The following is a 23439-nucleotide window of genomic DNA, read 5'->3' on the forward strand; positions in this document are numbered from 1 at the left end:
ATTCCGGGAAGCCTTTTGCAAAAATAACACTAAATCATAGGGATAAAGATATCTTAACCCGATATGGGAGGCCGTAATGCTTGATCAAGAGACGATCCGCACCTTTCTGACCGTGGCTGAAACCGCCAGTTTCTCCAACGCCGCGCGCCGTTTGCATAAGACCACGGCGACCATCAGCTACCGCATCAAGCTGCTGGAAGAAAATACCGGCGTTCCCCTTTTTAGCCGCACGACGCGCAGCGTTTTTTTAACCCCCGCAGGCCAGCATTTGCTGGAGCGTTCGCGCGAGTGGCTGGCGTGGCTGGACGCCATGCCGGGGGAGCTGAGGCAGATTAACGACGGCGTTGAGCGGCAGGTAAATATCGTGGTGAATAACCTGCTTTACGAACCGCAGGCGATTGCGGCGCTGCTTGCGCACCTGGTGGCGCTTTTCCCGCTGACGCAGTTCACCTTTTCGCGGCAGATTTATATGGGCGTGTGGGATGCGCTGCTGCACGATGATTTTTCGCTGGCGATCGGCGTTTCGGGTGGAGAAACGCTGGCGGAAACCATCGAGCTTCTGCCGCTGGGTGAGATTGACTGGGTGTTTGTGATGGCGGCGCAGCACCCGCTCGCCGTGCAGGAGGGGCCGCTGACGGAGGCCAGGCTGCGGCAGTTTCCGGCCATCAATATTGAAGACAGCGCCCGCCACCTTACCAAACGCGTGGCCTGGCGGCTGGCGGGCCAAAAAGAGATTAAGGTGTCCGATCTCGACACCAAGCTTGCCGCCCACGTCGCGGGCGTCGGCATCGGCTTTTTACCGCGTTCGCTCTGCCAGCGCGACCTGGAGCGCGGCGCGCTGGTGACGCGCACGATCCCGGCGATGCGCCCGCCCTCGCCGCTGAGCCTCGCCTGGCACAGCGTGCAGAGCGGCAAGGCGGCGCTGGAGATCGTCCGGCTGTTTCAGGACAATTCCAGCACCGTTCAGGGCTTTATGGCTCCGCTTACATCAGGCCACAAACTGGCGGAAGAGCGCCTTGCCTTTCAGCAGGCGAACGCCCAGCCAGCCGCCGCAGGCCGAGAGTAGCACCGCGCCGCTGGCGGGCAGGATCAGCCATAGCCGCCAGTCCGGCTCCCACGGGAAGTCGAACACTTTGGTTTGCAGCACGCCCAGCGCGGTTTCCGCCCCGATGGCGGCCACCAGCCCGGACACCAGGCCAAGCACCGCAAACTCGCACCACAGCGTGGTACGCAGCAGACGCTTTCCGGCCCCCAGCGTGCGGTAGACCACCAGCTCCTGATGGCGCTGGCGCATGCCGACCTGCACCTGAGCCAGCAGCAGCAGCACGCCGCAGGCGGTCACCAGCACCACCATGACTTCGAGCGCGCGGCTCACCTGCCCAAGCACCTGCCCGACCTGGCGCAGGATCGCGCCGATATCCAATAGGCTGACGGTTGGGAACTCGCGGTTAAGCTGCGTCAGCAGGCCGTTCGTCCCCTCCCAGCGGAAGCTGGTCAGCCAGCTTTGCGGCTGGCCGTCGAGCGCGCCCGGCGGGAAGATAAAGTAGAAGTTTGGCCTCAGGCTCTCCCAGTCCACCTTACGCAGGCTGGACACTTTGGCCGTGAAGTCCTGCGTGTCGCCCATAAAGGTGACGGTATCGCCAAGCCCGATGTTAAGCCGCTTCGCCACGCCCTCATCCATCGATACCTCCCCCGCTTTTGGCGGCCACTGGCCTGCCAGAATCGGGTTGTGCTCCGGCCTGTGGCTTTGCCACGTCAGGTTCAGCTCGCGGTTAAGCGCCTCGTCCGGGTTGCCCTCGGTAGATTTGCCGTTGATAGCCGTCATGCGCGCGCGAACGATCGGGTAGAAGGATTCGGGGATCACCTGCTGTTCGGCCAGGAAGCCTTTCACCGGCTGAACCTGTTCGGGAGCGATGTTAAGCAGGAAATAGTTCGGGCTTTCCGGCGGGAGCTGCTGCTGCCAGCGGTCGAGCAGATCGCCGCGCAAAACCAGCAGCAGCGCCAGCAGCATGAACGACAGCGAAAACGCCGCCAGCTGGCTTAGCGTCGCCCACGGCTGGCGCAGAAGACGGTTCACCGCCAGGCGCAGCGCGAGGTTTTTCACCGTCAGCTTTTTCATCAGGCGAAGCACGCCCCAGCCGACGATGCCGCACAGCGCGGCGAGCACCAGCGTACCGGCCAGCACCGCCCACAGCAGCGTACTTCCGCCCATCAGCAGCGCCAGGAGCAGCACGACCACGGCGGTGACGATTGGTAGATAGATTTTCAGCGGCCAGACGTTGGCCACCGCATCGCGCCGCAGCACGCGCAGGGGCTGGGTCGCCAGCAGCAGACGATACGGGCGCAGCCCGACAAGCGCAGAAATCACCACCATCGAGCCTATCGCCCACAGCCACGGCCACAGGCTTGCGGGCGGCAGTTCGGCGGGCAGAACCGGCTTCAGCAGACGCATTAATATCGCTTCAAACACCATGCCGGCGGCACCGCCCGTAATCACCGCCAGCGCCAGCACCATCAGCCACTGCCCGATAATCAGCTTGCGCAGCGCGGCGCGCCCTGCCCCGAGGGTTTTCAGGATGGCAACCAAATCGTAGCGGCTGCGGCAGTAGTGGCTCATCGCCACCGCCACGGCGGCCACCGCCAGCAGCAGCGTGAGCAGCGCGGAGAGCAGTAAAAATTGCTGCGAGCGCTCAAGGGATTTGCCCAGCGCGCCTTCGTCCTGCTCCATGCCGTACCAGCGCTGTTCCGGTTTTAGCAACGGCAGGAGATAGTTTTCGTAGCTTTCGAGCTGCTGCGGCGTGCCGCCAAACTTGTAGCGCCAGGCGATGCGGCTGCCCGGCTGCACCGCGCCGGTTTTCTCGACGTCGGCCAGGTTCATCATCAGGCGCGGGGCCATCTGGAACGGGTTAAAGCCGGAGTCGGGTTCCTGCACCACTTCGCCCGCGATGCGAAGCGTGGCGTCGCCAACGTCGAGCGAATCCCCAACCTTGAGATTCAGCAATGCCATCAGGCGCGGCGCAAGCAGCACGCTGCCCGGCTCGGGCTTAAGGTGCGGCGGATTGGTTTCCAGCTCGCCGTACATCGGGTAAACGTCGTCGACCGCCTTCACGCTTGCCAGCTGCGGCGTGTCGCCCGCAAAGGTCATCGTCGCGAAGGTGAGCTGTTTACCGACCTTCAGGCCGTCTTTTCGCGCCTGCTCAAGCCATTCTTCCGGCACGGCGCGCGCGCTGCGCAGCGCCCGGTCGCCCGCCATAAAGTCGCGGCTTTGTTGATTTAGCCCCTGCTCCATGCGGTCGCTGATGTTGCCGAGCGCCAGCACGCAGGCTACCGCGAGGCTCAGCGCCAGCCAGACGATCAGCAGCGAGGGCGAGCGCCATTCGCGCCAGAACCAGCGGGCAATCATGCTTCCTCCCACAGCTTACCTTCACGCAGGCGCAGGCGGCGGTCGCAGCGGGCGGCCAGCTGTTCGTCGTGGGTGACGAGGATAAGCGTGGTGGCGAAATCGCGGTTAAGGGAAAAGAGGAGATCGGCGATGCGGTCGCCGGTTTGCCTGTCGAGGTTGCCGGTTGGCTCGTCGGCAAACAGCACGCCGGGCCGCCCGTTGAAGGCGCGCGCCAGGGCAACGCGCTGCTGCTCGCCGCCGGAAAGCTGCGCCGGGAGGTGATCCAGACGCTTGCCCAGCCCGAGCTGTTCGAGCAGGGCTTTGGCCTGGGTGCGGCTCGCCGAATCATTTTCGCCGCGCAGCAGCGCCGGAAGCTCGACGTTTTCAAGCGCGTTTAAGGTGGGCACCAGCATGAACGACTGGAAGACAAAGCCGACGTTTTTGGCGCGCAGCGCGGCCCGCGCCTCTTCGTCCATGCTGTGCAGCGGCTGTCCGCACAGGTGGACTTCGCCTTCGCTTCCGTCGTCCAGGCCTGCCAGAATCGCCAGCAGCGTGGACTTGCCCGAACCGGACTCGCCGATGAGCGCGATGGTCTGGGCAGGTTTGACAACCAGCTCAACTCCGGTAAGGATGGAAAGCTCGTGTTCTCCCTGACCCACGGACTTACTAAGATGATGAACTTCAACAATGTTTTCCGCTGGCATTTGCCCTTCCTGTTTCTGGCTTTGATGACCTTCCGCGCCGTGGCTTCCGACACGCTGTTGATTCTGGGTGACAGCCTGAGCGCCGGGTATCGCATGTCTGCGACCGCCGCCTGGCCCGCGCTGCTGGATTCGAAGTGGCAGCAGCAAAATACAAAAGTGATTAACGCCAGCATCAGCGGCGACACCGCTCCGCAGGGGTTGTCCCGCCTGCCGGGGCTGCTGAAACAGCACCAGCCGCGCTGGGTTTTAATTGAGCTTGGCGGTAACGACGGCCTGCGCGGTTTCCAGCCGCAGGCGATAGAGAAAAGCCTGCGCCAGATTATCACCGACGTAAAGGCGGCAAACGCGCAGCCCCTGCTGATGCAAATACGGCTGCCTGCAAACTACGGTCGTCGGTATAATGAATCGTTTAGCGCTATTTATCCGCAGCTTGCTAAAGAGTTTGATATTCCTCTGCTGCCCTTTTTTATGGAGGAGGTCTATCTGAAACCGCAATGGATGCAGGATGACGGCATTCACCCAAACAGTGATGCCCAGCCCTTTATCGCCGACTGGATGGCGACCCGTCTGGCTCCTTTAGTTAACCACGACTCATGAATGAACGGGGCACCCCTCGGGTAAAGTTATGCAAAAATCTATCTTAATTACAGGCTGTTCCAGCGGTATCGGTCTGGCATCCGCGCAGGCGCTGCACCGGCTGGGATACCGCATTCTGGCGGCCTGTCGTAAACCCGAAGACGTCGAACGCATGAACCAGGCCGGATTCACCGGCGTGCTGCTGGATCTGGACTCCCCGGAAAGCGTGGAGCGCGCGGCGGCGGAAGTCATCCGGCTTACCGACAATCGCCTGTATGGCCTGTTTAACAACGGCGGCTACGGCGTGTACGGCCCGCTGCAAAGCCTTTCCCGCGAGCAGATGGAACAGCAGTTTTCTACCAACGTTTTCGGCGCGCACCAGCTCACCATGCTGCTGCTTCCCGCCATGCTGCCGCACCGTGAAGGGCGTATCGTAATGACCAGCTCTGTGATGGGGCTAATCGCCACGCCGGGGCGCGGTGCCTACGCCGCCAGCAAATACGCGCTGGAGGCCTGGTCCGACACGCTACGCATGGAGCTGCACCATAGCGGCATTAAGGTAAGTTTGATCGAGCCAGGCCCGATTCGCACCCAGTTTACCGAAAACGTTAACCAGACCCGAGCTGACCAGCCCGTCGAAAACCCCGGCATCGCCGCGCGCTTTACGCTCGGGCCGGAGGCGGTGGTGGAAAAAGTGCGCCATGCTTTTGACAGCCCGAAGCCAAAATTACGCTATCCGGTGACCCTCGTCGCCCACGCCATGACGTGGTTACGCCGCCTGCTGCCTGGCGCGCTGCTGGATAAAATTTTACGTGGTTGAGTTGAAGCCTCGCCGCTTGCCCCCATGTAAAACCCAAATGCTTAACAGAGAGTGACCTATGTCCGCCCAATACATTATCGACATCAACGAAGCGAACCTGCACCAGACGCTGGAACAGTCCGTTACCACGCCAATCCTGTTTTACTTCTGGTCGGCACGCAGCCAGCACTGCGAAGAGCTTACGCCGGTGCTGGACAGGCTTGCCGCGCAGTATCAGGGGCAATTTATCCTCGCGAAGGTGGATTGCGATGCCGAGCAGATGGTCGCCTCCCAGTTCGGCCTGCGCAGCATCCCAACGGTTTACCTGTTCCAGAACGGCCAGCCGGTAGACGGCTTCCAGGGGCCGCAGCCGGAAGAGGCGATTCGCGCCCTGCTGGAAAAAGTGCTGCCGCGTGAAGAAGAGCTTAAGGCGCAGGAAGCCATGCTGCTGATGCAGGAAGGCAAGCACGCCGAGGCGCTGCCGCTGCTGAAGGACGCCTGGCAGCTTTCCAACCAGGCGAGCGAAATCGGCCTGCTGCTGGCGGAAGTGCAGATCGCCCTGAACCGCAGCGACGACGCCGAAGCGGTTTTGAAAACCATTCCATTGCAGGACCAGGATACCCGTTATCAGGGGCTGGTCGCGCAGATCGATCTGCTCAAGCAGGCTGCTGATACTCCGGAGATCCAGCTGTTGCAGCAGCAGGTTGCGCAGGATCCTGACAACGCGCAGCTCGCAAGCCAGCTTGCGCTGCAGCTGCATCAGGTTGGCCGCAACGAAGAGGCGCTGGAGCTGCTGTATACCCATCTGAAAAAGGATCTCGGCGCGGCCGACGGCCAGGTGCGCAAGATGCTGATGGAGATCCTCGCAGCGCTCGGCACCGGGGATGCCCTGGCGTCTAAATATCGCCGCCAGATTTATTCTCTGCTGTACTAATTTGTCATTCGGTAGCGTCGGGTGGCGGCTTTCGCCTTACCCGACCTACAAATTCCCGGTACTTGCGCCTTGCCCGACCTACAAAACCCCACCTTTCACGTCAAAAAACCTTATTTGCGGAAATAACCGATATCAAACACGGAAGAGACTGAATGTTTATGCTCTAGCGGTTAAACTAGCAGCAAACTAACAGGAGGTTATTTTTTATGCTTATCGTTATTCCCGTACTTATTCTCGTCGCGCTGATTATCGTCGGTGCCGGGGTAAAAATCGTGCCGCAGGGCTACCAATGGACCGTGGAGCGCTTTGGCCGTTACACCAAAACTCTGATGCCGGGCTTAAGCCTCGTGGTGCCGTTTATGGACCGCATAGGCCGCAAAATCAATATGATGGAGCAGGTGCTCGACATCCCTTCCCAGGAAGTTATTTCCAAAGATAACGCCAACGTCGCCATCGACGCGGTGTGCTTTATTCAGGTCGTCGACGCGCCGCGCGCCGCCTATGAAGTCAGCAACCTTGAGCTTGCGATCATCAACCTGACCATGACCAACATCCGTACCGTGCTGGGGTCTATGGAACTCGACGAAATGCTCTCCCAGCGCGACAACATCAACACGCGCCTGCTGCATATCGTGGATGAAGCAACCAATCCGTGGGGCATCAAAATCACCCGTATCGAGATCCGCGACGTGCGCCCGCCGGCGGAACTGATTGACGCCATGAACGCGCAGATGAAAGCGGAGCGTACCAAGCGTGCCTATATCCTTGAAGCAGAAGGGATTCGCCAGGCAGAAATCGTTAAGGCCGAAGGTGACAAGCAGTCGAAGATCCTGAAAGCGGAAGGCGAGCGCCAGTCGGCGTTCCTGCAGGCGGAAGCGCGTGAACGTAGCGCCGAAGCGGAAGCTCGCGCCACGCAGATGGTTTCCGAAGCTATCGCCAAAGGGGATATCCAGGCGATTAACTACTTCGTCGCGCAGAAATATACCGACGCGCTGCAGCACATTGGCTCGTCCAATAACAGCAAAGTGGTGATGATGCCGCTGGATGCCACCAGCCTGATGGGCTCGATTGCCGGTATCAGCGAACTTATCGCCCAAAGCGGCACCGAGCGTAAAAGATGATTGCCCTTCTGCTTACCCATCCGCACGTCTTCTGGCTTACGCTTGGCGGCCTGCTGCTGGCGGCAGAAATGCTCGGCGCAAGCGGCTATTTGCTGTGGAGCGGCGTGGCGGCGGTAGTGACCGGGCTGCTGGTCTGGATCCTGCCGCTGGGCTGGGAGCTGCAGGGCGTTTGCTTCGCCGTGTTAACTCTCGTCGCGGCTTTTCTGTGGTGGCGCTGGCTTTCCACGCGCAGGCAGCAGGAGCCGGGTGAAGTGCTTAACCAGCGCGGCCATCAGCTGGTTGGCCGCCGTTTACGGCTGGAAACCGCTTTAGTCAACGGGCGCGGGCATATCCGCGTTGCCGATAGCTCGTGGCCGGTCATGGCAGACAGCGATTTGGCCGCAGGCACCGAGGTAGTGGTGCTCGCAGTTGAAGGGATCACGCTGAAAATCAAGGCGCTTTAAGGCGATTTCGTCGGATGTCGCTGCGCTAATCCGACCTACAAAACCATGACCATTACTGGCGATGACAGCAGCCGGAGAGATTGTCGATAATCGGACAGTCGGCACCGTCGTCGCCGGGACAGGATTCCGCCAGCGCAAGCAGCTGCTGACGCATCGCCTGCAGTTCGCCGATGTGCTTTTCAATGTCGGCCACTTTTTGCAGGGTGCGGGTTTTGACATCGGCGCTGTGGCGAGCCGGGTCGTTAAACAAATTCACCAGCTCGCGACACTCTTCCAGGTTAAACCCTACCTGACGCGCCTGGCGCAGCAGGGTCAGCTCATCAAGATGCTTTTGCGTATAGGTCCGGTAGCCGTTATCCGAGCGAAACGGTGCGGTCACCAGCCCCTTCTCTTCGTAAAAACGAATCGCTTTGCTGGTCAAGCCGGTCTTTTTCGCCACGTCGCTGATATTCACTTTTCCCCCTTGACCTTCCCCTTGATGGAAGGTTTAACCTTCATTACACGTCATCGGAAACAATTTCGATGGTCAATATTTAATCTCACGATCATACAGGAGTCTAATGATGTCTCATATTATTGATCTTAACCTCGACGGCCTGACCTGCGGCCACTGCGTTAAGCGCGTCAAAGAAAGCCTTGAGCAGCGCAGCGACGTTGAGCAGGCGGAAGTGACGCAAACTCACGCCCGCGTAACGGGCAATGCCTCTGCCGATGCGTTAATTGAAACGGTCAAACAGGCAGGATACGACGCGGAAGTTGCCAGCCACCCAAAGGCTAAACCGCTGACAGATGAGTCATCCATCCCGTCGGAAGCACTGACAGCGGTCTCCCCTACGCTTCCGGCAGCAACTGATGACGATGACAGCCAGCAGCTGTTGATTGACGGCATGAGCTGCGCCAGCTGTGTGACCCGGGTTCAAAGCGCTTTACAGAACGTTCCGGGGGTCAGTCAGGCACGGGTGAATCTCGCGGAGCGCAGCGCCCTGGTGATGGGTTCTGCCTCCGCCGAGTCTTTGATTAAGGCGGTCGAGCGCGTCGGGTACGGTGCTGAAGCGATCGAAGACGACATAAAACGCCGCGAGCGGCAGCAGGAAACGGCGAACGCCGCCGCCAGGCGCTTCCGCTGGCAGGCCATTGTTGCGCTGGCCGTGGGCATCCCGGTGATGATCTGGGGCATGCTCGGTGACAACATGATGCTCACCGACGATAACCGCGCCATCTGGATGACCATCGGCGTGATAACCCTCGGCGTAATGGTCATCGCCGGCGGGCACTTCTACCGCAGCGCCTGGCGCAGCCTGATGAACCGCTCCGCAACCATGGATACGCTGGTCGCGCTGGGGACGGGAGCCGCCTGGCTGTATTCCATTACTGTGAACATCTGGCCACAGCACTTCCCGATGGAAGCACGCCATCTCTATTACGAAGCCAGCGCGATGATTATCGGCCTGATTAACCTCGGGCATATGCTGGAGCAGCGCGCCCGCCAGCGTTCCTCCAAAGCGCTGGAACGCCTGCTGGATTTAACCCCGCCGACCGCCCGCGTGGTCACCGATGAAGGCGAGAAATCCATCCCGCTGGCGGAAGTCACCGCGGGCATGACGCTGCGCCTGACCACCGGCGACCGCGTACCCGTCGACGGCGAAATCACCCAGGGCGAGGCCTGGTTCGATGAGGCGATGCTGACCGGCGAACCGGTGCCGCAGCAAAAGGCCGACGGCGATGCGGTACACGCCGGGACGGTGGTGCAGGACGGCAGCGTTCTGTTCCGCGCCACGGCCATCGGCAGCCATACCACGCTGTCGCGCATTATTCGCATGGTGCGCCAGGCGCAGAGCAGCAAGCCGGAAATTGGGCAGCTTGCCGATAAAATCTCGGCGATTTTTGTGCCGGTCGTGGTGCTGATTGCCCTGTTCAGCGCGGCGGTCTGGTACTTCGTCGGCCCTGCGCCACAGATCGTTTATACGCTGGTGATCGCCACCACCGTGCTGATTATCGCCTGCCCTTGTGCTTTGGGTCTTGCGACGCCGATGTCGATTATTTCCGGCGTAGGCCGCGCGGCAGAATTTGGCGTGTTGGTGCGTGATGCGGATGCCCTTCAGCGCGCCAGCACGCTGGACACTATCGTGTTTGACAAAACGGGTACGCTGACCGAGGGCAAACCGCAGGTCGTGGCGGTAATAACCCAGGGTGAGATGGTGGAAAGCGAAGCCGTGACGCTGGCGGCGGCGCTGGAGCAAGGCTCAAGCCACCCGCTCGCTCGCGCTATTTTAGAAAAAGCCGGCGAGGTTCAGCTTCCACAGGTGAGCGCGTTCCGCACGCTGCGCGGGCTTGGCGTTAGCGGCGAAGCGCAGGGGCATCAGCTCCTGCTCGGCAACAAAGCGCTGCTTGATGAGCAGGGCGTGGATACGCAGCCGCTGGCCGCTGACATTGAAGCGCAGGCAAGCCTTGGCTCGACGCCGGTGCTGCTGGCGGTTGACGGCAGGCTGGTTGCCCTGTTCGCTATCCGCGACCCGCTGCGGGCGGACAGCGTAAGCGCGCTTCAGCGCCTGCACCGCAACGGCTACCGTCTGGTGATGCTGACCGGGGATAACCCAACCACCGCGAACGCCATCGCCAAAGAGGCGGGCATCGACGAGGTGATTGCCGGGGTGCTGCCGGACGGCAAGGCCGAAGCGATTAAAAAGCTCCAGCAGCAGGGGCGCCAGGTGGCGATGGTCGGCGACGGTATCAACGACGCTCCGGCGCTGGCCCAGGCGGAAGTAGGCATCGCGATGGGCGGCGGCAGCGACGTCGCTATCGAAACCGCGGCGATTACGCTGATGCGCCATAGCCTGGTCGGCGTGGCGGACGCGCTGGCGATATCCAAAGCGACGCTCAGAAACATGAAACAGAACCTGATGGGGGCTTTTGTTTATAACTCGCTGGGCATTCCAATTGCCGCAGGCGTGCTCTACCCGCTGACCGGCACGCTGCTTAACCCGGTCGTCGCCGGAGCGGCGATGGCGCTGTCGTCCATTACCGTGGTGAGCAACGCCAACCGTCTGCTGCGCTTTAAGCCTAAGGACTGAGTGTCAGATGGCGCTACGCTTATCTGACCTACGGTTTAGATGCGTTTGTCGGGTGGCGCTGGCGCTTACCCGAACTACAGCACTGACCGACGGTTGGGATGCGTTTGTCGGATGGCGCTGGCGCTTACCCGAACTACAGCACTGACCGACGGTTGGGATGCGTTTGTCGGGTGGCCCTGGCGCTTACCCGAACTACAGCACTGACCGACGGTTGGGATGCGTTTGTCGGGTGGCCCTGGCGCTTACCCGAACTACAGCACTGACCGACGGTTGGGATGCGTTTGTCGGGTGGCCCTGGCGCTTACCCGACCTACGGTCTTGTAGGGCGGATAAGCGCAGCGCCATCCGCCGCAATACATTCACCTGACGCGTAAATTTGCACCTTCCCCCTCGCGGCGGTAGCATGGCTTTTTAGCCAGGGAATCTGCTATATGGGTCTGCTATCGCGAATTAGCTCATTATTTTCAAGCCTTTCCACCAAAACCTATCCCTGGCCTGCCCTTGACGTTGTGCTTCCCGGCGACCGCCATCTCCACCTGGTGGGCAGCATTCATATGGGTACGCGTGATATGGCTCCCCTTGCGCAGCCGTTGATTGAAAAGCTGCGCGCGGCGGACGCGCTGATCGTCGAGGCCGATATTTCAGAAAGCGGTTCCCCCTTCACCCACGTGGCCGAAGAGATCTCCCTCGAGCAGCGCCTTTCCCCCGAGGACTGGCAGCGGGTGACCGCGCTTGCTCAGGAGCTGGGAATATCCCTTGAAAGCATCGATAGCCAGCCCGCGTGGCAGATAGCGCTGGTGCTGCAGGCGCATCAGGCGCAGCGGCTTGGGCTACGCCCGGACTACGGCATTGATTTTCAGCTGCTGGAAGCGGCAAAGGCGATGTCGGTGCCGGTGATCGAGCTGGAGGGCGCGCAGAGCCAGATCGATCTTCTCACGCAGCTCCCCGAAGGCGGCATGCCGCTGTTGCAGGACACCCTCACCCACTGGCATACCAACGCGCGGCTGCTGCAAATGATGATCGGCTGGTGGCTGGAATCCCCGCCGCCGCAGGAGAAAATTACGCTTCCCAACACGTTTGGCGACGAGCTATACGATGTGCTTATGCACCAGCGCAACCGCCAGTGGCTGACGTTTCTGAACCAGCTCCCCGCCGGGCGCTACGTGGTGGCGGTCGGCGCGCTGCATCTTTACGGGGAAGGGAATCTACCTGAGCTGTTGAAAAATAGATAAAAAAATGGCCAATATCGCTATTGGCCCGTCAAAGAGGAATAAGTTTATTATTGTAGTTATTTCGGTCGAATTAACGACCGAAGTCGGAATTGTCGCTCAATGCGACGATTTACGCCACATTATTCATTAGGATTATAGTATCAATAAGACATATCACGCAGATTACTAATCTGTGCGATTTTGAGACACATTGACCGGGAAGGATGAAATGACGCCCGCCGTAAAACTCCTCGAAAAGAATAAAATTCCGTTTCAGCTGCACGCCTACGACCACGATCCCAACGAGACCAACTTTGGTGATGAAGTGGTTCGCAAGCTGGGGCTTAACGCCGAGCAGGTTTATAAAACGCTGCTGGTGGCGATGAACGGCGATATGAAACATCTGGCCGTGGCGGTGACGCCGGTGTCCGGGCAGCTCGACCTGAAAAAGGTCGCGAAGGCGCTGGGGGCAAAAAAAGTAGATATGGCAGACCCGACGGTCGCGCAGCGCGTAACCGGGTATCTGGTTGGCGGCATCAGCCCGCTGGGGCAAAAGAAACGCCTGCCGACGGTTATTGACGCGCCGGCGCAGGCGTTTGACGCGATTTATATTTCCGGCGGCAAGCGCGGGCTGGATATCGAGCTTGCCGCCGGGGATCTCGCGGCGCTGCTGGGTGCGACTTTTGCGGATATTGCTCGCCGGGATTAAACGAGTGAGAAGGTGGATGGCGCTTCGCTTATCCACCCTACCCTGGTATGGCGTAGGTCGGATAAGCGCAAGCGCCATCCGACATTTACCATGAAGGCCTCTGCGCCTACTGCCAGCTCACCTCGCCTTTCGGCTCGAAGGTGTTCACGTCCAGCGGCGAGTTTTGCTCGATGTACTGTTTTAGCACCTCGGCGTCCACGAAGCCGGTGTTGACGTAGCCCGGTTTTTTGTCAATGGCCGGGTAGCCGTCGCCGCCGGTGGCGTTAAAGCTAAGCGTTGCCATGCGGTAGTTTTTGGCGGGGTCGACCGGCTCGCCTTTGATCTTCAGATCCTGCAGGCCGCCTGCCGTTGCCACAAAACTTACGTTGGCGAACTGCGGATAGGCACCGGAATCCGGCGTTTTCTTCGCCACTTCGGTCAGGTACTCAGTCACCTCTTTGCCCGGCATATCCACATACGCCACCGTGTTGCCAAACGGCTGCACCTTGAGCACGTCTTTATAGGTGATATCCCCTGCTTCGATGGAGTCGCGGATGCCGCCGCCGCTCATCACGCCGAAGTCAGCGCTGGTGCGCGCGATTTGCGCCGCAAGGATCACGCGCGCGAGGTTAGTCTGTACGAAGCGAACCTTGCTGCGATCCCCTTCCAGATGCCCGTTTACGCTGCCCACTTTCACCTTCAGCTGCGCCTGGCCTTTGTTCTGGAACGGCGTAAGCAGCGAGAGCATCTGCTGGTTTTCAGAGATTTGCGGGGTGTAAAGCACGCGCTCGCTCTCGCCGTTGTCGTAGGTGATTTTCTTCTTCAGGTTGATAGGGATGAGCTGATAGCGCACCAGCTTCATTTCGCCGTTGCGGAATTCGAAGTCCGCGCGCCCCACGTATTTGCCCCACTCGTGCGCCTGCACGATCCAGATGCCGTTTTGCTTGTCCGGCGCGCACGGCGTACCCGGCACGTAATCCACCTGTTTTTTGTTTTCAGAGACCATGCAAACCGGGTTCTGCGAGTGACCGCCCACAATCATGGTCAGCGCCCCGGCTGGCAGGCTGCGCGCCATTTCGACGTCGCCCGGCGCGTTGGAGCCGTGGTCACCGTTGTCGTAGTGGCCCATATGGGTTGCGGCGATGATCACGTCAGGCTGTTCGTTGGCCTGCAGCTCCTGAATCACCAGCTTCGCCTCATCGGCGGGCTTGCGGAATTCGATATCGGTGAAGAATTCGGGGTTGCCGATTTTCGCGGTGTCGTCGGTCGTCAGGCCAATTACCGCGATCTTAATGCCCTGCGGCTTGAAGATCGCCCACGGCTTGAACAGGCGTTCGCCGGTGCTTTTCTGATAAATATTTGCGGAGAGAAGCGGGAACTTCGCCCACTTTTCCTGCTGGCGCAGCACCGACAGCGGGTTGTCGAATTCATGGTTGCCGACGGCCATCGCATCGTAGCCAATCAGGTTCATGCCGCGGAAATCAGGCTCCGCGTCCTGCAGGTCGGATTCCGGCACGCCGGTGTTGATATCGCCGCCGGAGAGCAGAAGCACGCTGCCGCCCTGCTGAGCAACCTCTTTACGCACGCTGTCCACCAGCGTTTTCTGCGCCGCCAGGCCATATTCGCCGTATTCATTGCGCCAGAAGTGACCGTGATGGTCGTTGGTGTGCAAAATCGTGATGTTATACGTTTTATCTTTTTCCCAGGCCAGCGCCGAGGCGCTGGTTAAACTCAGCGCCACCATCAGCGACGAGGCAAGCCCTTTAATTGCGAACCGCATTGAAAATCTCCATGTTCTAAACCTGATGCGCACCAATATCAGAATGTTAGCAGGATAGACAAATAAGTTTTGCGAATTGCGACTTTCTTCATATCTAGCCTGCAGGTATGTTAGCAGGGTAACAATACGCGGCGGATATTCCTGCAATCCGCTCCAACCTATTTGTTCGTACAATAATAACCAGCTCCTGACAGGTATTTATGGCAACCTCACAAACCCTCACGCCGTCGGAACCGACCAAGGCGCGTACCTCATTTGGCATTTTAGGGGCCATCAGCCTCTCGCATCTGCTTAATGACATGATTCAATCGCTGATTCTTGCGCTCTACCCGCTGCTACAGGCCGAGTTTACGCTCAGCTTCGTGCAGATTGGGCTTATCACCCTTACCTTCCAGCTCGCCTCATCGCTATTGCAGCCGGTGGTGGGCTACTACACCGATAAATACCCGATGCCGTGGTCGCTGCCGATCGGCATGTGCTTTACGCTGTGCGGGCTGGTGCTGCTGGCGATGGCGGGGAGTTTCCATATGGTGCTGCTTGCGGCGGCGCTGGTGGGGACGGGCTCGTCAATCTTCCACCCTGAATCCTCGCGCGTGGCGCGTATGGCTTCCGGCGGACGTCACGGGCTTGCGCAGTCGCTGTTCCAGGTGGGCGGCAACTTCGGCAGCTCGCTCGGGCCTTTGCTTGCCGCGCTGATTATTGCGCCTTACGGCAAGGGCAACGTGGCGTGGTTTGTATTAGCCGCGTTGCTGGCGATTGTGGTGCTGTTGCAGGTGAGCCGCTGGTACGCCGCGCAGCATCTGATTGCCAAGGGCAAGCCGAAAGCCGCGGTGGTCAACCCGCTGCCGCGCAATAAGGTTATCCTCGCGGTTTCTATTCTGCTGATGCTGATTTTCTCGAAGTACTTTTATATGGCGAGCATCAGCAGCTATTACACCTTCTATCTGATGGACAAGTTTGGCCTGTCGGTGCAGAACGCCCAGTTCCACCTGTTTGCATTTCTGTTTGCCGTCGCGGCGGGCACGGTCATCGGCGGCCCGGTTGGGGACAAAATTGGCCGTAAATACGTCATTTGGGGCTCAATTCTCGGCGTAGCGCCGTTTACACTGGTTTTACCCTACGCCACGCTTTACTGGACGGGGATTTTAACCGTCATCATCGGCTTTATTCTCGCCTCCGCTTTTTCGGCGATTCTGGTGTATGCCCAGGAGCTGATGCCGGGGCGTATCGGTATGGTTTCCGGGCTGTTTTTCGGATTTGCCTTTGGCATGGGCGGCCTGGGGGCGGCGGTGCTGGGACTGGTTGCTGACCACACAAGTATCGAGTTGGTCTACAAAATCTGTGCCTTCCTCCCTCTGCTGGGTATTTTGACCATATTCCTGCCTGATAATCGTCATAAATCGTGACTTTAACCGGCCAAAGCATTGCCTTGGCCGGTTGTTATCCCCATATTCCGCTATACCTTCCCCGCTATAAGTGGCTGAAACGCTGCTCCGCGTGTTTTTTTTGTCGAAATGCGCTTTTTATTAAACATTCAACAATTATTCATAAACGCCGATAAAGAAATTGTCATAAACTATTACTGTGACATATGGAGTTTCAGCCTGATTTTTGGACCCAACGCTTACGAAAGGAGACGGAATGCATCACGCTACACCGCTTATTACCACCATTGTCGGCGGCCTTGTGCTCGCTTTTTTACTGGGTATGCTCGCCAACAAGCTGCGCATATCGCCACTGGTGGGCTATTTGTTAGCAGGAGTGCTTGCGGGTCCTTTTACGCCAGGGTTTGTCGCTGACACCAAATTAGCCCCCGAACTGGCAGAGCTGGGCGTTATTCTGCTGATGTTCGGCGTCGGGCTGCACTTTTCACTGAAGGATTTAATGGCGGTAAAGACCATCGCCATCCCCGGAGCGATCGCACAGATAGCCGTGGCGACGTTACTGGGCATGGCGCTTTCCGCACTGATGGGCTGGTCGCTGATGACCGGCATCGTCTTTGGTCTGTGTCTTTCCACAGCGAGTACCGTGGTTTTACTGCGCGCGCTTGAGGAACGGCAGCTAATAGATAGCCAGCGCGGACAAATCGCCATCGGCTGGCTGATCGTAGAAGATTTGGTGATGGTGCTGACGCTGGTGCTGCTGCCTGCGGTGGCGGGCATGCTGGAGAAAGGCGACGTCGGCCTGGCCTCGCTGTCCCTTGATATGGCGCTGACCATCGGTAAAGTCGTGGCGTTTATCGCCATTATGCTGGTCGTGGGCCGCCGCCTGGTGCCGTGGATTCTGGCACGCAGCGCGGCAACCGGTTCGCGCGAGCTGTTCACGCTGTCCGTATTAGCCCTGGCGCTGGGCATTGCTTTCGGCGCGGTCGAGCTGTTCGACGTTTCCTTTGCGCTGGGCGCGTTCTTCGCCGGCATGGTGCTGAACGAATCTGAGCTAAGCCACCGCGCGGCGCACGATACGCTGCCGCTGCGCGATGCGTTTGCGGTGCTGTTCTTTGTTTCCGTCGGCATGCTGTTCGACCCGATGATCCTTATTCAGGAGCCGCTGGCGGTCGTCGGCACGCTGGCCATTATCGTCTTCGGCAAGTCCGTCGCCGCGTTCGGCCTGGTGCGCCTGTTCGGCCACTCGCAGCGTACGGCGTTAACCATCGCCACCAGCCTCGCGCAGATCGGTGAGTTCGCGTTTATCCTCGCGGGCCTCGGCATGGCGCTCAATCTGCTGCCGCAAAACGGCCAGAATCTGGTGCTGGCAGGGGCGATTCTGTCGATTATGCTCAACCCAATCCTGTTCGCGGTGCTCGAGCGCTACCTGTTAAAAACCGAAACCCTCGAAGAGCAGACGCTGGAAGAGGCAACCGAAGAAGAGAAGCAAATTCCGGTGGATATCTGCAACCACGCGCTGCTGGTCGGCTTTGGCCGCGTCGGCAGCCTGCTGGGCGAGAAGCTGATGGCGCAGGGCATTCCGCTGGTGGTGGTGGAAACCTCCCGCAGCCGCGTGGACGAGCTGCGCGAGCGCGGCGTGCGTGCCGTGCTGGGGAATGCGGCCAATGAAGAGATCATGAATCTCGCCCATCTGGACTGCGCCCGCTGGCTGCTGCTGACCATTCCTAACGGCTACGAGGCCGGGGAAATCGTCGCGGCGGCGCGGGCGAAGTGCCCGAATATCGAAATCATCGCCCGCGCGCACTATGACGACGAGGTGGATTACATTAGCGAACGCGGTGCGAATCAGGTGGTGATGGGCGAGCGGGAAATCGCCAATACGATGCTGGGGCTGTTGGATAAGCCTTTGGCGCAGGAAGTGGTGACGGGGTAGTTTTGTGCTGAGCGTCGGATGAATTGTGTCGGGTGGCGGCTTTCGCCTTACCCGACCAACGCCAGGTTAAAGAGTGGATAAGCGCTAGCGCCATCCATCTTTCACATCAAAGAATTAGCGATCCCAATAAGACTCTTCGAGGCTATCTTCACGCTCCGGCAGCCCGCGCGTCAGGCGTGGGGAGTGCTGATTTAGCACCTGATAGCTCACGCGGTTTGCGTATTTGCACACCTGCGCCAGCGACGAATAGGTCAGCCAGGTGAACTGGTGCTTGCTGGAGTTCGGCACGTTGGAGCGGTGATAGTTGTTCGCGGTGATATCGTGCAGCAGGGCCGCCAGCGCGCCGTCGCCCGCGCCGTTGGTGTTCATTATCTTCTCCGGCCCGCCCATATACGGGGCGATATGCGAGAAAATGCGCTTCGGCTGCTGGCAGTCTTTGTGACGCATCGCGCGGCTGAACTCATACTGGTTAAATTCGGGAATCGCGCCCGGCAGCAGCGGATGCTGCGTGGTGCGTTTCGCCGTTTCTTCCGTAAAGCCCGCCATATACAGCCCAACCGGCCCGGCGGTGCAAAGTACCAGGTCAACCCAGTCCAGCGCCCGGTCGGCGGCGAGCAGCGGATCGCTTTCGCCGGTCAGCGCCAGCCCCTCTTCCTCGTTCATCGCCAGAATCGACACGTGTTCTTTGAGAAACGCCTGCCACCACTCCGGGTTTTCGGCAATCACATATTTGGTGCCCAGCGTCAGCACCACCGGCACGTTGTGCTTTTTGGCATAGGCGATGGCCTGCATCGTGGCTTCCGGCATCGGCTCGCCCGGCTTGCAGCGCACCAGGTACGAGGTCAGCACCAGCGCGGACGCCCCGGCAATCACCTCTTCCGGAATGCTTTCCGCGCGCAGCTGGTTCATGTGCCCAGGGCTTATGGCAAAGGTACGTTCGCCCTGCTCGCCGATAAGCGTAAAGCAGCGGCCAATCGCGCCGTCAACGCCCTGCAGATAGTTGAGGTCGGTGCGGCTGGAGGTATTGCACAGGTAGCGGTAGGCGTAGCTGCCGATTTCGATATTGCTGCACATAACGCCGAGCAGCACCGAGCGGTCGTCGGCCAGCACGGAGTAGTTGTGCATGGTATTGCCGATGGTGCCACCGGCAAACTGATGGGTAATCAGCTGTTTTTGCACCAGTTCCTGATACAACGCCTCGGCGACGTGATCTTCAATGACCAGAGAGTGCCCGAAGCTTAGGCCGTAGCGCTCGACGAACTCGTCGTCCACTTTGGCTTCGATATCTACCAGGGTTTGATCGATGCCGACAATCCATGAAGCGCCGGTTTCGTTTTCAGCCTGTGCGACCTGCGTTAACAGCGGATCGCGAGCGCTGACGGGAAAATAGTGTTTGGATTTACGTTTACCGGGAAATTTCATGATGTCGGGGCCGTGGCTAATCAGGCCGCGAATGGTAGCACATTCACGGCCCGTGGCGCGATTAGCGATAGCGTGCGACCAGGCTGGCCATCATCTCGATATGGGCAGGATCGTCATTGAGCGCGGGAATGTACTCATACTTTGTGCCGCCCGCTTCGATGAACACCTCGCGGTTTTGCACCGCCATTTCTTCCAGCGTTTCCAGGCAGTCCGCCGAAAAGCCAGGGCACATCACCTGGATGTGTTTTACGCCTTTTTCCGCCAGCATTTTCAGCGTTTCGTCGGTGTACGGCATCAGCCACGGCTCGCGGCCAAAGCGGGACTGGAAGGTCATCATCACTTTTTCCGGCGGCAGCTCCAGCGCCGACAGCAGCTCGCGCGTGGTGTCGCGGCAGCGCTGCGGGTAGTCGTCGCCTTCGTTGGCGTAACGCTGCGGAATGCCGTGGTAGGAAAGCAGGAGCAGGTCCGGCTCGCCGTGCTTTGCGAACGAACGTTTTACCGAGTCCGCGAGCGCGTTGATGTACGCCGTGTCTTCTGCGTAGTCGCGAATCAGTGAGATCGACGGCATGCTGCGGTAACCGGCAAAAATCCGCCCCAGCTCGTCCCACACCGCGGCGACGGTGGAACAGGAAAACTGCGGGTAAAGCGGCAGTACCACAATCTGCGTGACGTTATGAGACAGCAGCTCATCCACCGCGCTTTTCAGCGAGGGGTTGCCGTAGCTCATGCCCAGCGCAACGGGGGTGTCGGGCAAGCGGGCGGCCAGCGCCTGCTGTTGACGACGGCTGTAGACCATCAGCGGCGAGCCTTCATCCATCCACACGGACTGATAGAGCTTTGCCACGCGCGGGGAGCGCAGCGGCAAAATCACGCCGCGCAGCAGCGGCCACCAGAGCAGGCGCGGCGTATCAACCACGCGTTTATCGCTCAAAAACTGACGCAGATAGCGATTGACCGCCGCCGGAGTGGGCGCATCGGGGGTTCCAAGGTTTGCCAATAAAACGCCAATTTTTTCCTGACTCATTACCACTCCTTATCAACAAAGTGCCGATAATTGTAACTTAAAAGCGCAATGGGTGAACCGATTACAGCGAAAGGGTAAAAAATGGGCAAAAAAATACCAGGAACCTGTCCTGGTATTTATCGCTGGGGCAGCGGATGGCAGTACGTTTATCCGCCCTACAAACCCCGTTTAGCCGAGGATTTTTGCCAGCTCGGCGCTGACTTCGGTCACTTTACGGGTGCCGTCGATTTTCACGTATTTGGTGTTGCCCGCTTCAGCTTCTTTGCTGTAGTAGGAGATCAGCGGTGCGGTCATCTGATGGTATTCCACCAGGCGCTTGCGCACGGTTTCTTCCTGATCGTCTTTACGCGTGGTCAGCTCTTCGCCGGTCACGTCGTCTTTGCCTTCAACTTTTGGTGGATTGAAGGTGACGTGGTAAACGCGGCCAGACGGCGCGTGCACGCGGCGGCCAACGATACGTTCAACGATCAGCTCGTCAGGAACGGCGAATTCCAGAACCACGTCCACATTGATGCCGGCTTCTTTCATGGCGTCAGCCTGTGGGATGGTGCGCGGGAAGCCATCAAGCAGGAAACCCTTACGGCAATCTTCCTGAGTAATACGCTCTTTCACCAGCGCGATAACCAGCTCATCGGTCACCAGCTTGCCGGCGTCCATGATGTCTTTAGCCTGTTTACCCAGTTCTGAACCAGATTTAACCGCAGCACGTAACATATCACCGGTGGAGATTTGCGGAATGCCGTATTTCTCCATGATGAACTGTGCCTGAGTCCCTTTACCTGCGCCCGGAGCGCCGAGCAGAATGATACGCATTGCGTAATTCCCCATACGTTTGGATTTTGTATTCGATCTGAGGCGATGACCTTACCATTAAAGGCGTCTTCATCTCAAGAAAGCAAGGCGGTGGCGGCGGACAAAGGGAAGAAAGGTGGATGGCGCTGAGCGCTTATCCACCCTACATTTACCGATTCAGTCGTAGGTCGGGCAAGCGCAGCGCCACCCGACAATTACCCCCGCCTTTCACCGGAGAGGTCAGGACACCAGCAGCTGGTTCATACGACGAATAAACTGGTTCGGATCTTCAAGCGTACCGCGTTCAGCCAGCAGCGCCTGGTCAAGCAGCAGCTCAACCCACTCGCCGAACTGCGCTTCGTCCTGCGTATCCGCCGCACGTTTTACCAGCCCGTGCTCCGGGTTCAGCTCGAAGATGTACTTCACTTCCGGCACGGCCTGGCCCGCGGCGGCAAACAGTTTTGCCATCTGGGTGCTCATGTCGTTGCTGTCGGTGGTAACAATCGCAGGCGTGTCGGTCAGACGGTGCGTAAGACGCACTTCTTTTACGCGGTCGCCCAGCAGGGTTTTGACGCGATCCACAAACGGCTCCAGCGCTTTTTCAGCTTCTTTCGCTTCTGCGGTTTCTTCGTCGGCCAGCTTTTCCAGCGATTCGTCGGTTTTGCTCACGGACTGGAACGCCTTGCCGTCGAACTCGGTCAGGTAGCTCATCATCCATTCGTCGATGCGGTCGGAAAGCAGCAGCACTTCGATGCCTTTCTTACGCAGCAGCTCCAGGTGCGGGCTGCTCTTCGCCGCCGCGTAGCTGTCGGCGGTGATGTAGTAAATCTTCTCCTGCCCTTCTTTCATGCGCGACACGTACTCTTCCAGCGACACGGTTTGTGCGGAGGAGTCGGTATGCGTGGTCGCAAAGCGCAGCAGCTTAGCGATAGCTTCCTGGTTGGCGCTGTCTTCCGCCGGGCCTTCTTTCAGCACCAGGCCGAAGTTCTTCCAGAAGGTCTGGTATTTTTCGCTGTCGTCTTTCGCAAGCTTATCCAGCATCTGCAGAACGCGTTTGGTCAGCGCGCTGCGCAGGTTCTGGGTCACGCGGCTGTCCTGGAGGATTTCACGCGAGACGTTCAGCGGCAGATCGTTGGAGTCAATCAGGCCGCGCACGAAGCGCAGGTAGTTCGGCATGAACTGCTCGGCGTCGTCCATGATAAACACGCGCTGCACATACAGCTTCAGGCCGTGTTTATGGTCGCGGTTCCACATGTCCCACGGCGCCTGCGACGGGATATACAGCAGGCTGGTGTATTCCTGCTTCCCTTCCACGCGGTTGTGGCTCCATGCCAGCGGGTCGGTGAAGTCGTGGGCGATGTGCTTGTAGAACTCGTTGTACTCTTCGTCTTTGACTTCAGACTTGTTGCGGGTCCACAGCGCCTGGGCCTTGTTAATTTTTTCCCAGCCGAGGATGGTTTCGCCATCTTTCTCTTCGCGGGTTTCGATTTCAACCGGCAGCGCGATGTGATCGGAGTACTTGCCGATGATAGAGCGCACGCGCCAGTCGTCGAGGAATTCGTCTTCGCCTTCACGCAGGTGCAGGGTGATTTCGGTACCGCGATCGGCTTTGGTGATGTCCGCTACGGTGTATTCGCCCGCGCCTTCGGATTCCCAGAACACGCCTTCGTCAGCGGAAGCGCCCGCCGCACGGGTGCGCACGGTGACTTTGTCCGCCACGATGAACGCGGAGTAGAAGCCGACGCCGAACTGGCCGATAAGCTGGCTGTCTTTCGCCTGGTCAGAGCCCATGGATTCGAGGAAGGCTTTGGTGCCGGATTTGGCGATGGTACCCAGGTGATCGATAACTTCGTCACGGGTCATACCAATACCGTTGTCGGCAAGGGTCAGGGTGCGTTTTTCTTTATCAAAAGAGACGCGCACACGCAGCTCGCCGTCACCCTCGTACAGATCTGGCTGGGACAGCGCGCGGAAACGCAGCTTGTCCGCCGCATCCGAGGCGTTGGAGATCAGTTCACGCAGGAAGATTTCTTTATTTGAATAGAGAGAATGGATCATCAGGTGCAGAAGCTGTTTCACTTCAGACTGGAAGCCACGGGTCTCTTGTCCTTTCATGGTCATTGATACCTCAACAAAATCAAAATACGTAGGTGATGAAAACGCTGAGTGTGAAA

The 23439-nt window shown here is 59.1% G+C and carries 19 protein-coding genes; 11 read left to right on the forward strand and 8 right to left on the reverse strand.

The features are described 5' to 3' along the window. Positions 1–76 precede the first annotated feature (76 nt). Positions 77–1066, forward strand: a complete 990-nt coding sequence (gene allS / locus ACSPHG_RS17955) for an HTH-type transcriptional activator AllS (protein ID WP_435954840.1) — start codon at positions 77–79, stop codon at positions 1064–1066. Here allS and ybbP read toward each other — a convergent pair. Then, positions 989–3403, reverse strand: a complete 2415-nt coding sequence (gene ybbP, locus ACSPHG_RS17960; RefSeq protein WP_435954841.1) for a putative ABC transporter permease subunit YbbP — start codon at positions 3401–3403, stop codon at positions 989–991. The two genes, allS and ybbP, sit on opposite strands and share 78 nt — an antisense overlap. Beyond that, positions 3400–4086: a putative ABC transporter ATP-binding protein YbbA gene (gene ybbA, locus ACSPHG_RS17965; protein WP_435954842.1), complete on the reverse strand. Its 687-nt coding sequence runs from the start codon at positions 4084–4086 to the stop codon at positions 3400–3402. Before ybbA ends, ybbP begins: the two co-directional genes overlap by 4 nt. Between ybbA and tesA the strand changes: the two genes are divergently transcribed. From tesA to ACSPHG_RS17990, 5 genes are all read left to right on the forward strand, one after another. After that, on the forward strand, positions 4054–4683 hold the full coding sequence (gene tesA / locus ACSPHG_RS17970; protein WP_435954843.1) for a multifunctional acyl-CoA thioesterase I/protease I/lysophospholipase L1: 630 nt from the start codon (positions 4054–4056) through the stop codon (positions 4681–4683). The two genes, ybbA and tesA, sit on opposite strands and share 33 nt — an antisense overlap. Positions 4684–4711: 28 nt before the next feature. After that, on the forward strand, positions 4712–5482 hold the full coding sequence (locus tag ACSPHG_RS17975) for an SDR family oxidoreductase (RefSeq protein ID WP_435954844.1): 771 nt from the start codon (positions 4712–4714) through the stop codon (positions 5480–5482). Positions 5483–5540: 58 nt separating this feature from the next. Further along, positions 5541–6395, forward strand: a complete 855-nt coding sequence (locus ACSPHG_RS17980) for a co-chaperone YbbN (protein WP_435954845.1) — start codon at positions 5541–5543, stop codon at positions 6393–6395. 206 nt (positions 6396–6601) lie between these two features. Next, complete coding sequence (locus ACSPHG_RS17985) at positions 6602–7516, forward strand: SPFH domain-containing protein (RefSeq protein WP_435954846.1); 915 nt, start codon at positions 6602–6604, stop codon at positions 7514–7516. Further along, positions 7513–7959, forward strand: coding sequence for an NfeD family protein (locus ACSPHG_RS17990; protein WP_435954847.1), 447 nt, complete (start codon positions 7513–7515; stop codon positions 7957–7959). Before ACSPHG_RS17985 ends, ACSPHG_RS17990 begins: the two co-directional genes overlap by 4 nt. 52 nt (positions 7960–8011) lie before the next feature. On the opposite strand, the gene cueR is transcribed toward ACSPHG_RS17990, so the two are convergent. Then, entirely contained in the window at positions 8012–8413 is a 402-nt protein-coding gene (cueR, locus tag ACSPHG_RS17995) for a Cu(I)-responsive transcriptional regulator (protein WP_435954848.1), read from the reverse strand. Between the two features lie 109 nt (positions 8414–8522). On the opposite strand from cueR, the gene copA reads away from it, so the two are divergent. The 3 genes from copA to ybaK all read left to right on the forward strand — a co-directional run bounded on the left by copA (position 8523) and on the right by ybaK (position 12950). Continuing rightward, positions 8523–11030, forward strand: a complete 2508-nt coding sequence (gene copA / locus ACSPHG_RS18000) for a copper-exporting P-type ATPase CopA (protein WP_435954849.1) — start codon at positions 8523–8525, stop codon at positions 11028–11030. 431 nt (positions 11031–11461) lie between these two features. Further along, positions 11462–12262 carry a TraB/GumN family protein gene (locus ACSPHG_RS18005; RefSeq protein WP_435954850.1) on the forward strand — a complete coding sequence of 267 codons (801 nt, stop codon included), beginning with the start codon at positions 11462–11464 and terminating at the stop codon, positions 12260–12262. 208 nt (positions 12263–12470) lie between these two features. Further along, positions 12471–12950 (forward strand): Cys-tRNA(Pro)/Cys-tRNA(Cys) deacylase YbaK, encoded by a 480-nt coding sequence (gene ybaK / locus ACSPHG_RS18010; RefSeq protein ID WP_435954851.1) that lies wholly within the window; start codon positions 12471–12473, stop codon positions 12948–12950. 106 nt (positions 12951–13056) lie between these two features. On the opposite strand, the gene ushA is transcribed toward ybaK, so the two are convergent. Then, positions 13057–14709, reverse strand: coding sequence for a bifunctional UDP-sugar hydrolase/5'-nucleotidase UshA (gene ushA / locus ACSPHG_RS18015; RefSeq protein WP_435954852.1), 1653 nt, complete (start codon positions 14707–14709; stop codon positions 13057–13059). 200 nt (positions 14710–14909) lie between these two features. Between ushA and ACSPHG_RS18020 the strand changes: the two genes are divergently transcribed. Together ACSPHG_RS18020 and ybaL are read left to right on the forward strand one after the other, a co-directional pair. Beyond that, complete coding sequence (locus ACSPHG_RS18020) at positions 14910–16115, forward strand: MFS transporter (RefSeq protein WP_435954853.1); 1206 nt, start codon at positions 14910–14912, stop codon at positions 16113–16115. 235 nt (positions 16116–16350) lie between these two features. Further along, positions 16351–18027: a YbaL family putative K(+) efflux transporter gene (ybaL, locus tag ACSPHG_RS18025; protein ID WP_435954854.1), complete on the forward strand. Its 1677-nt coding sequence runs from the start codon at positions 16351–16353 to the stop codon at positions 18025–18027. A gap of 114 nt (positions 18028–18141) precedes the next feature. Here the strand turns inward: ybaL and ACSPHG_RS18030 are convergent, their stop codons facing one another. The 4 genes from ACSPHG_RS18030 to htpG all read right to left on the reverse strand — a co-directional run bounded on the left by ACSPHG_RS18030 (position 18142) and on the right by htpG (position 23380). Continuing rightward, on the reverse strand, positions 18142–19449 hold the full coding sequence (locus ACSPHG_RS18030) for an inosine/guanosine kinase (RefSeq protein WP_435954855.1): 1308 nt from the start codon (positions 19447–19449) through the stop codon (positions 18142–18144). Positions 19450–19510: 61 nt separating this feature from the next. Next, positions 19511–20473, reverse strand: a complete 963-nt coding sequence (gene hemH / locus ACSPHG_RS18035; protein ID WP_435954856.1) for a ferrochelatase — start codon at positions 20471–20473, stop codon at positions 19511–19513. A 168-nt stretch (positions 20474–20641) separates the two neighbouring features. Continuing rightward, a complete protein-coding gene (gene adk, locus ACSPHG_RS18040; RefSeq protein ID WP_435954857.1) occupies positions 20642–21286 on the reverse strand; it encodes an adenylate kinase in 645 nt (214 codons plus the stop codon). A gap of 219 nt (positions 21287–21505) precedes the next feature. Next, positions 21506–23380: a molecular chaperone HtpG gene (htpG, locus tag ACSPHG_RS18045; protein ID WP_435954858.1), complete on the reverse strand. Its 1875-nt coding sequence runs from the start codon at positions 23378–23380 to the stop codon at positions 21506–21508. Between the last annotated feature and the right edge of the window lie 59 nt (positions 23381–23439).

Origin of the sequence: Dryocola baronae, assembly GCF_051297175.1 — a bacterium.
Classification (GTDB): domain Bacteria; phylum Pseudomonadota; class Gammaproteobacteria; order Enterobacterales; family Enterobacteriaceae; genus Dryocola.

Excerpts from the sequence above, each read along its gene's own strand:
- ACSPHG_RS18020 (WP_435954853.1), top strand. The coding sequence starts at position 14,910 with ATGGCAACCTCACAAACCCTCACGCCGTCGGAACCGACCAAGGCGCGT.
- tesA (WP_435954843.1), top strand. The coding sequence starts at position 4,054 with ATGATGAACTTCAACAATGTTTTCCGCTGGCATTTGCCCTTCCTGTTT.
- ybbP (WP_435954841.1), bottom strand. The coding sequence starts at position 3,403 with ATGATTGCCCGCTGGTTCTGGCGCGAATGGCGCTCGCCCTCGCTGCTG.
- ybaK (WP_435954851.1), top strand. The coding sequence starts at position 12,471 with ATGACGCCCGCCGTAAAACTCCTCGAAAAGAATAAAATTCCGTTTCAG.
- ybbA (WP_435954842.1), bottom strand. The coding sequence starts at position 4,086 with ATGCCAGCGGAAAACATTGTTGAAGTTCATCATCTTAGTAAGTCCGTG.
- copA (WP_435954849.1), top strand. The coding sequence starts at position 8,523 with ATGTCTCATATTATTGATCTTAACCTCGACGGCCTGACCTGCGGCCAC.
- ACSPHG_RS17980 (WP_435954845.1), top strand. The coding sequence starts at position 5,541 with ATGTCCGCCCAATACATTATCGACATCAACGAAGCGAACCTGCACCAG.
- ACSPHG_RS17975 (WP_435954844.1), top strand. The coding sequence starts at position 4,712 with ATGCAAAAATCTATCTTAATTACAGGCTGTTCCAGCGGTATCGGTCTG.
- adk (WP_435954857.1), bottom strand. The coding sequence starts at position 21,286 with ATGCGTATCATTCTGCTCGGCGCTCCGGGCGCAGGTAAAGGGACTCAG.
- ushA (WP_435954852.1), bottom strand. The coding sequence starts at position 14,709 with ATGCGGTTCGCAATTAAAGGGCTTGCCTCGTCGCTGATGGTGGCGCTG.
- ybaL (WP_435954854.1), top strand. The coding sequence starts at position 16,351 with ATGCATCACGCTACACCGCTTATTACCACCATTGTCGGCGGCCTTGTG.
- ACSPHG_RS18030 (WP_435954855.1), bottom strand. The coding sequence starts at position 19,449 with ATGAAATTTCCCGGTAAACGTAAATCCAAACACTATTTTCCCGTCAGC.
- allS (WP_435954840.1), top strand. The coding sequence starts at position 77 with ATGCTTGATCAAGAGACGATCCGCACCTTTCTGACCGTGGCTGAAACC.
- ACSPHG_RS17985 (WP_435954846.1), top strand. The coding sequence starts at position 6,602 with ATGCTTATCGTTATTCCCGTACTTATTCTCGTCGCGCTGATTATCGTC.
- ACSPHG_RS17990 (WP_435954847.1), top strand. The coding sequence starts at position 7,513 with ATGATTGCCCTTCTGCTTACCCATCCGCACGTCTTCTGGCTTACGCTT.
- htpG (WP_435954858.1), bottom strand. The coding sequence starts at position 23,380 with ATGAAAGGACAAGAGACCCGTGGCTTCCAGTCTGAAGTGAAACAGCTT.
- hemH (WP_435954856.1), bottom strand. The coding sequence starts at position 20,473 with ATGAGTCAGGAAAAAATTGGCGTTTTATTGGCAAACCTTGGAACCCCC.
- ACSPHG_RS18005 (WP_435954850.1), top strand. The coding sequence starts at position 11,462 with ATGGGTCTGCTATCGCGAATTAGCTCATTATTTTCAAGCCTTTCCACC.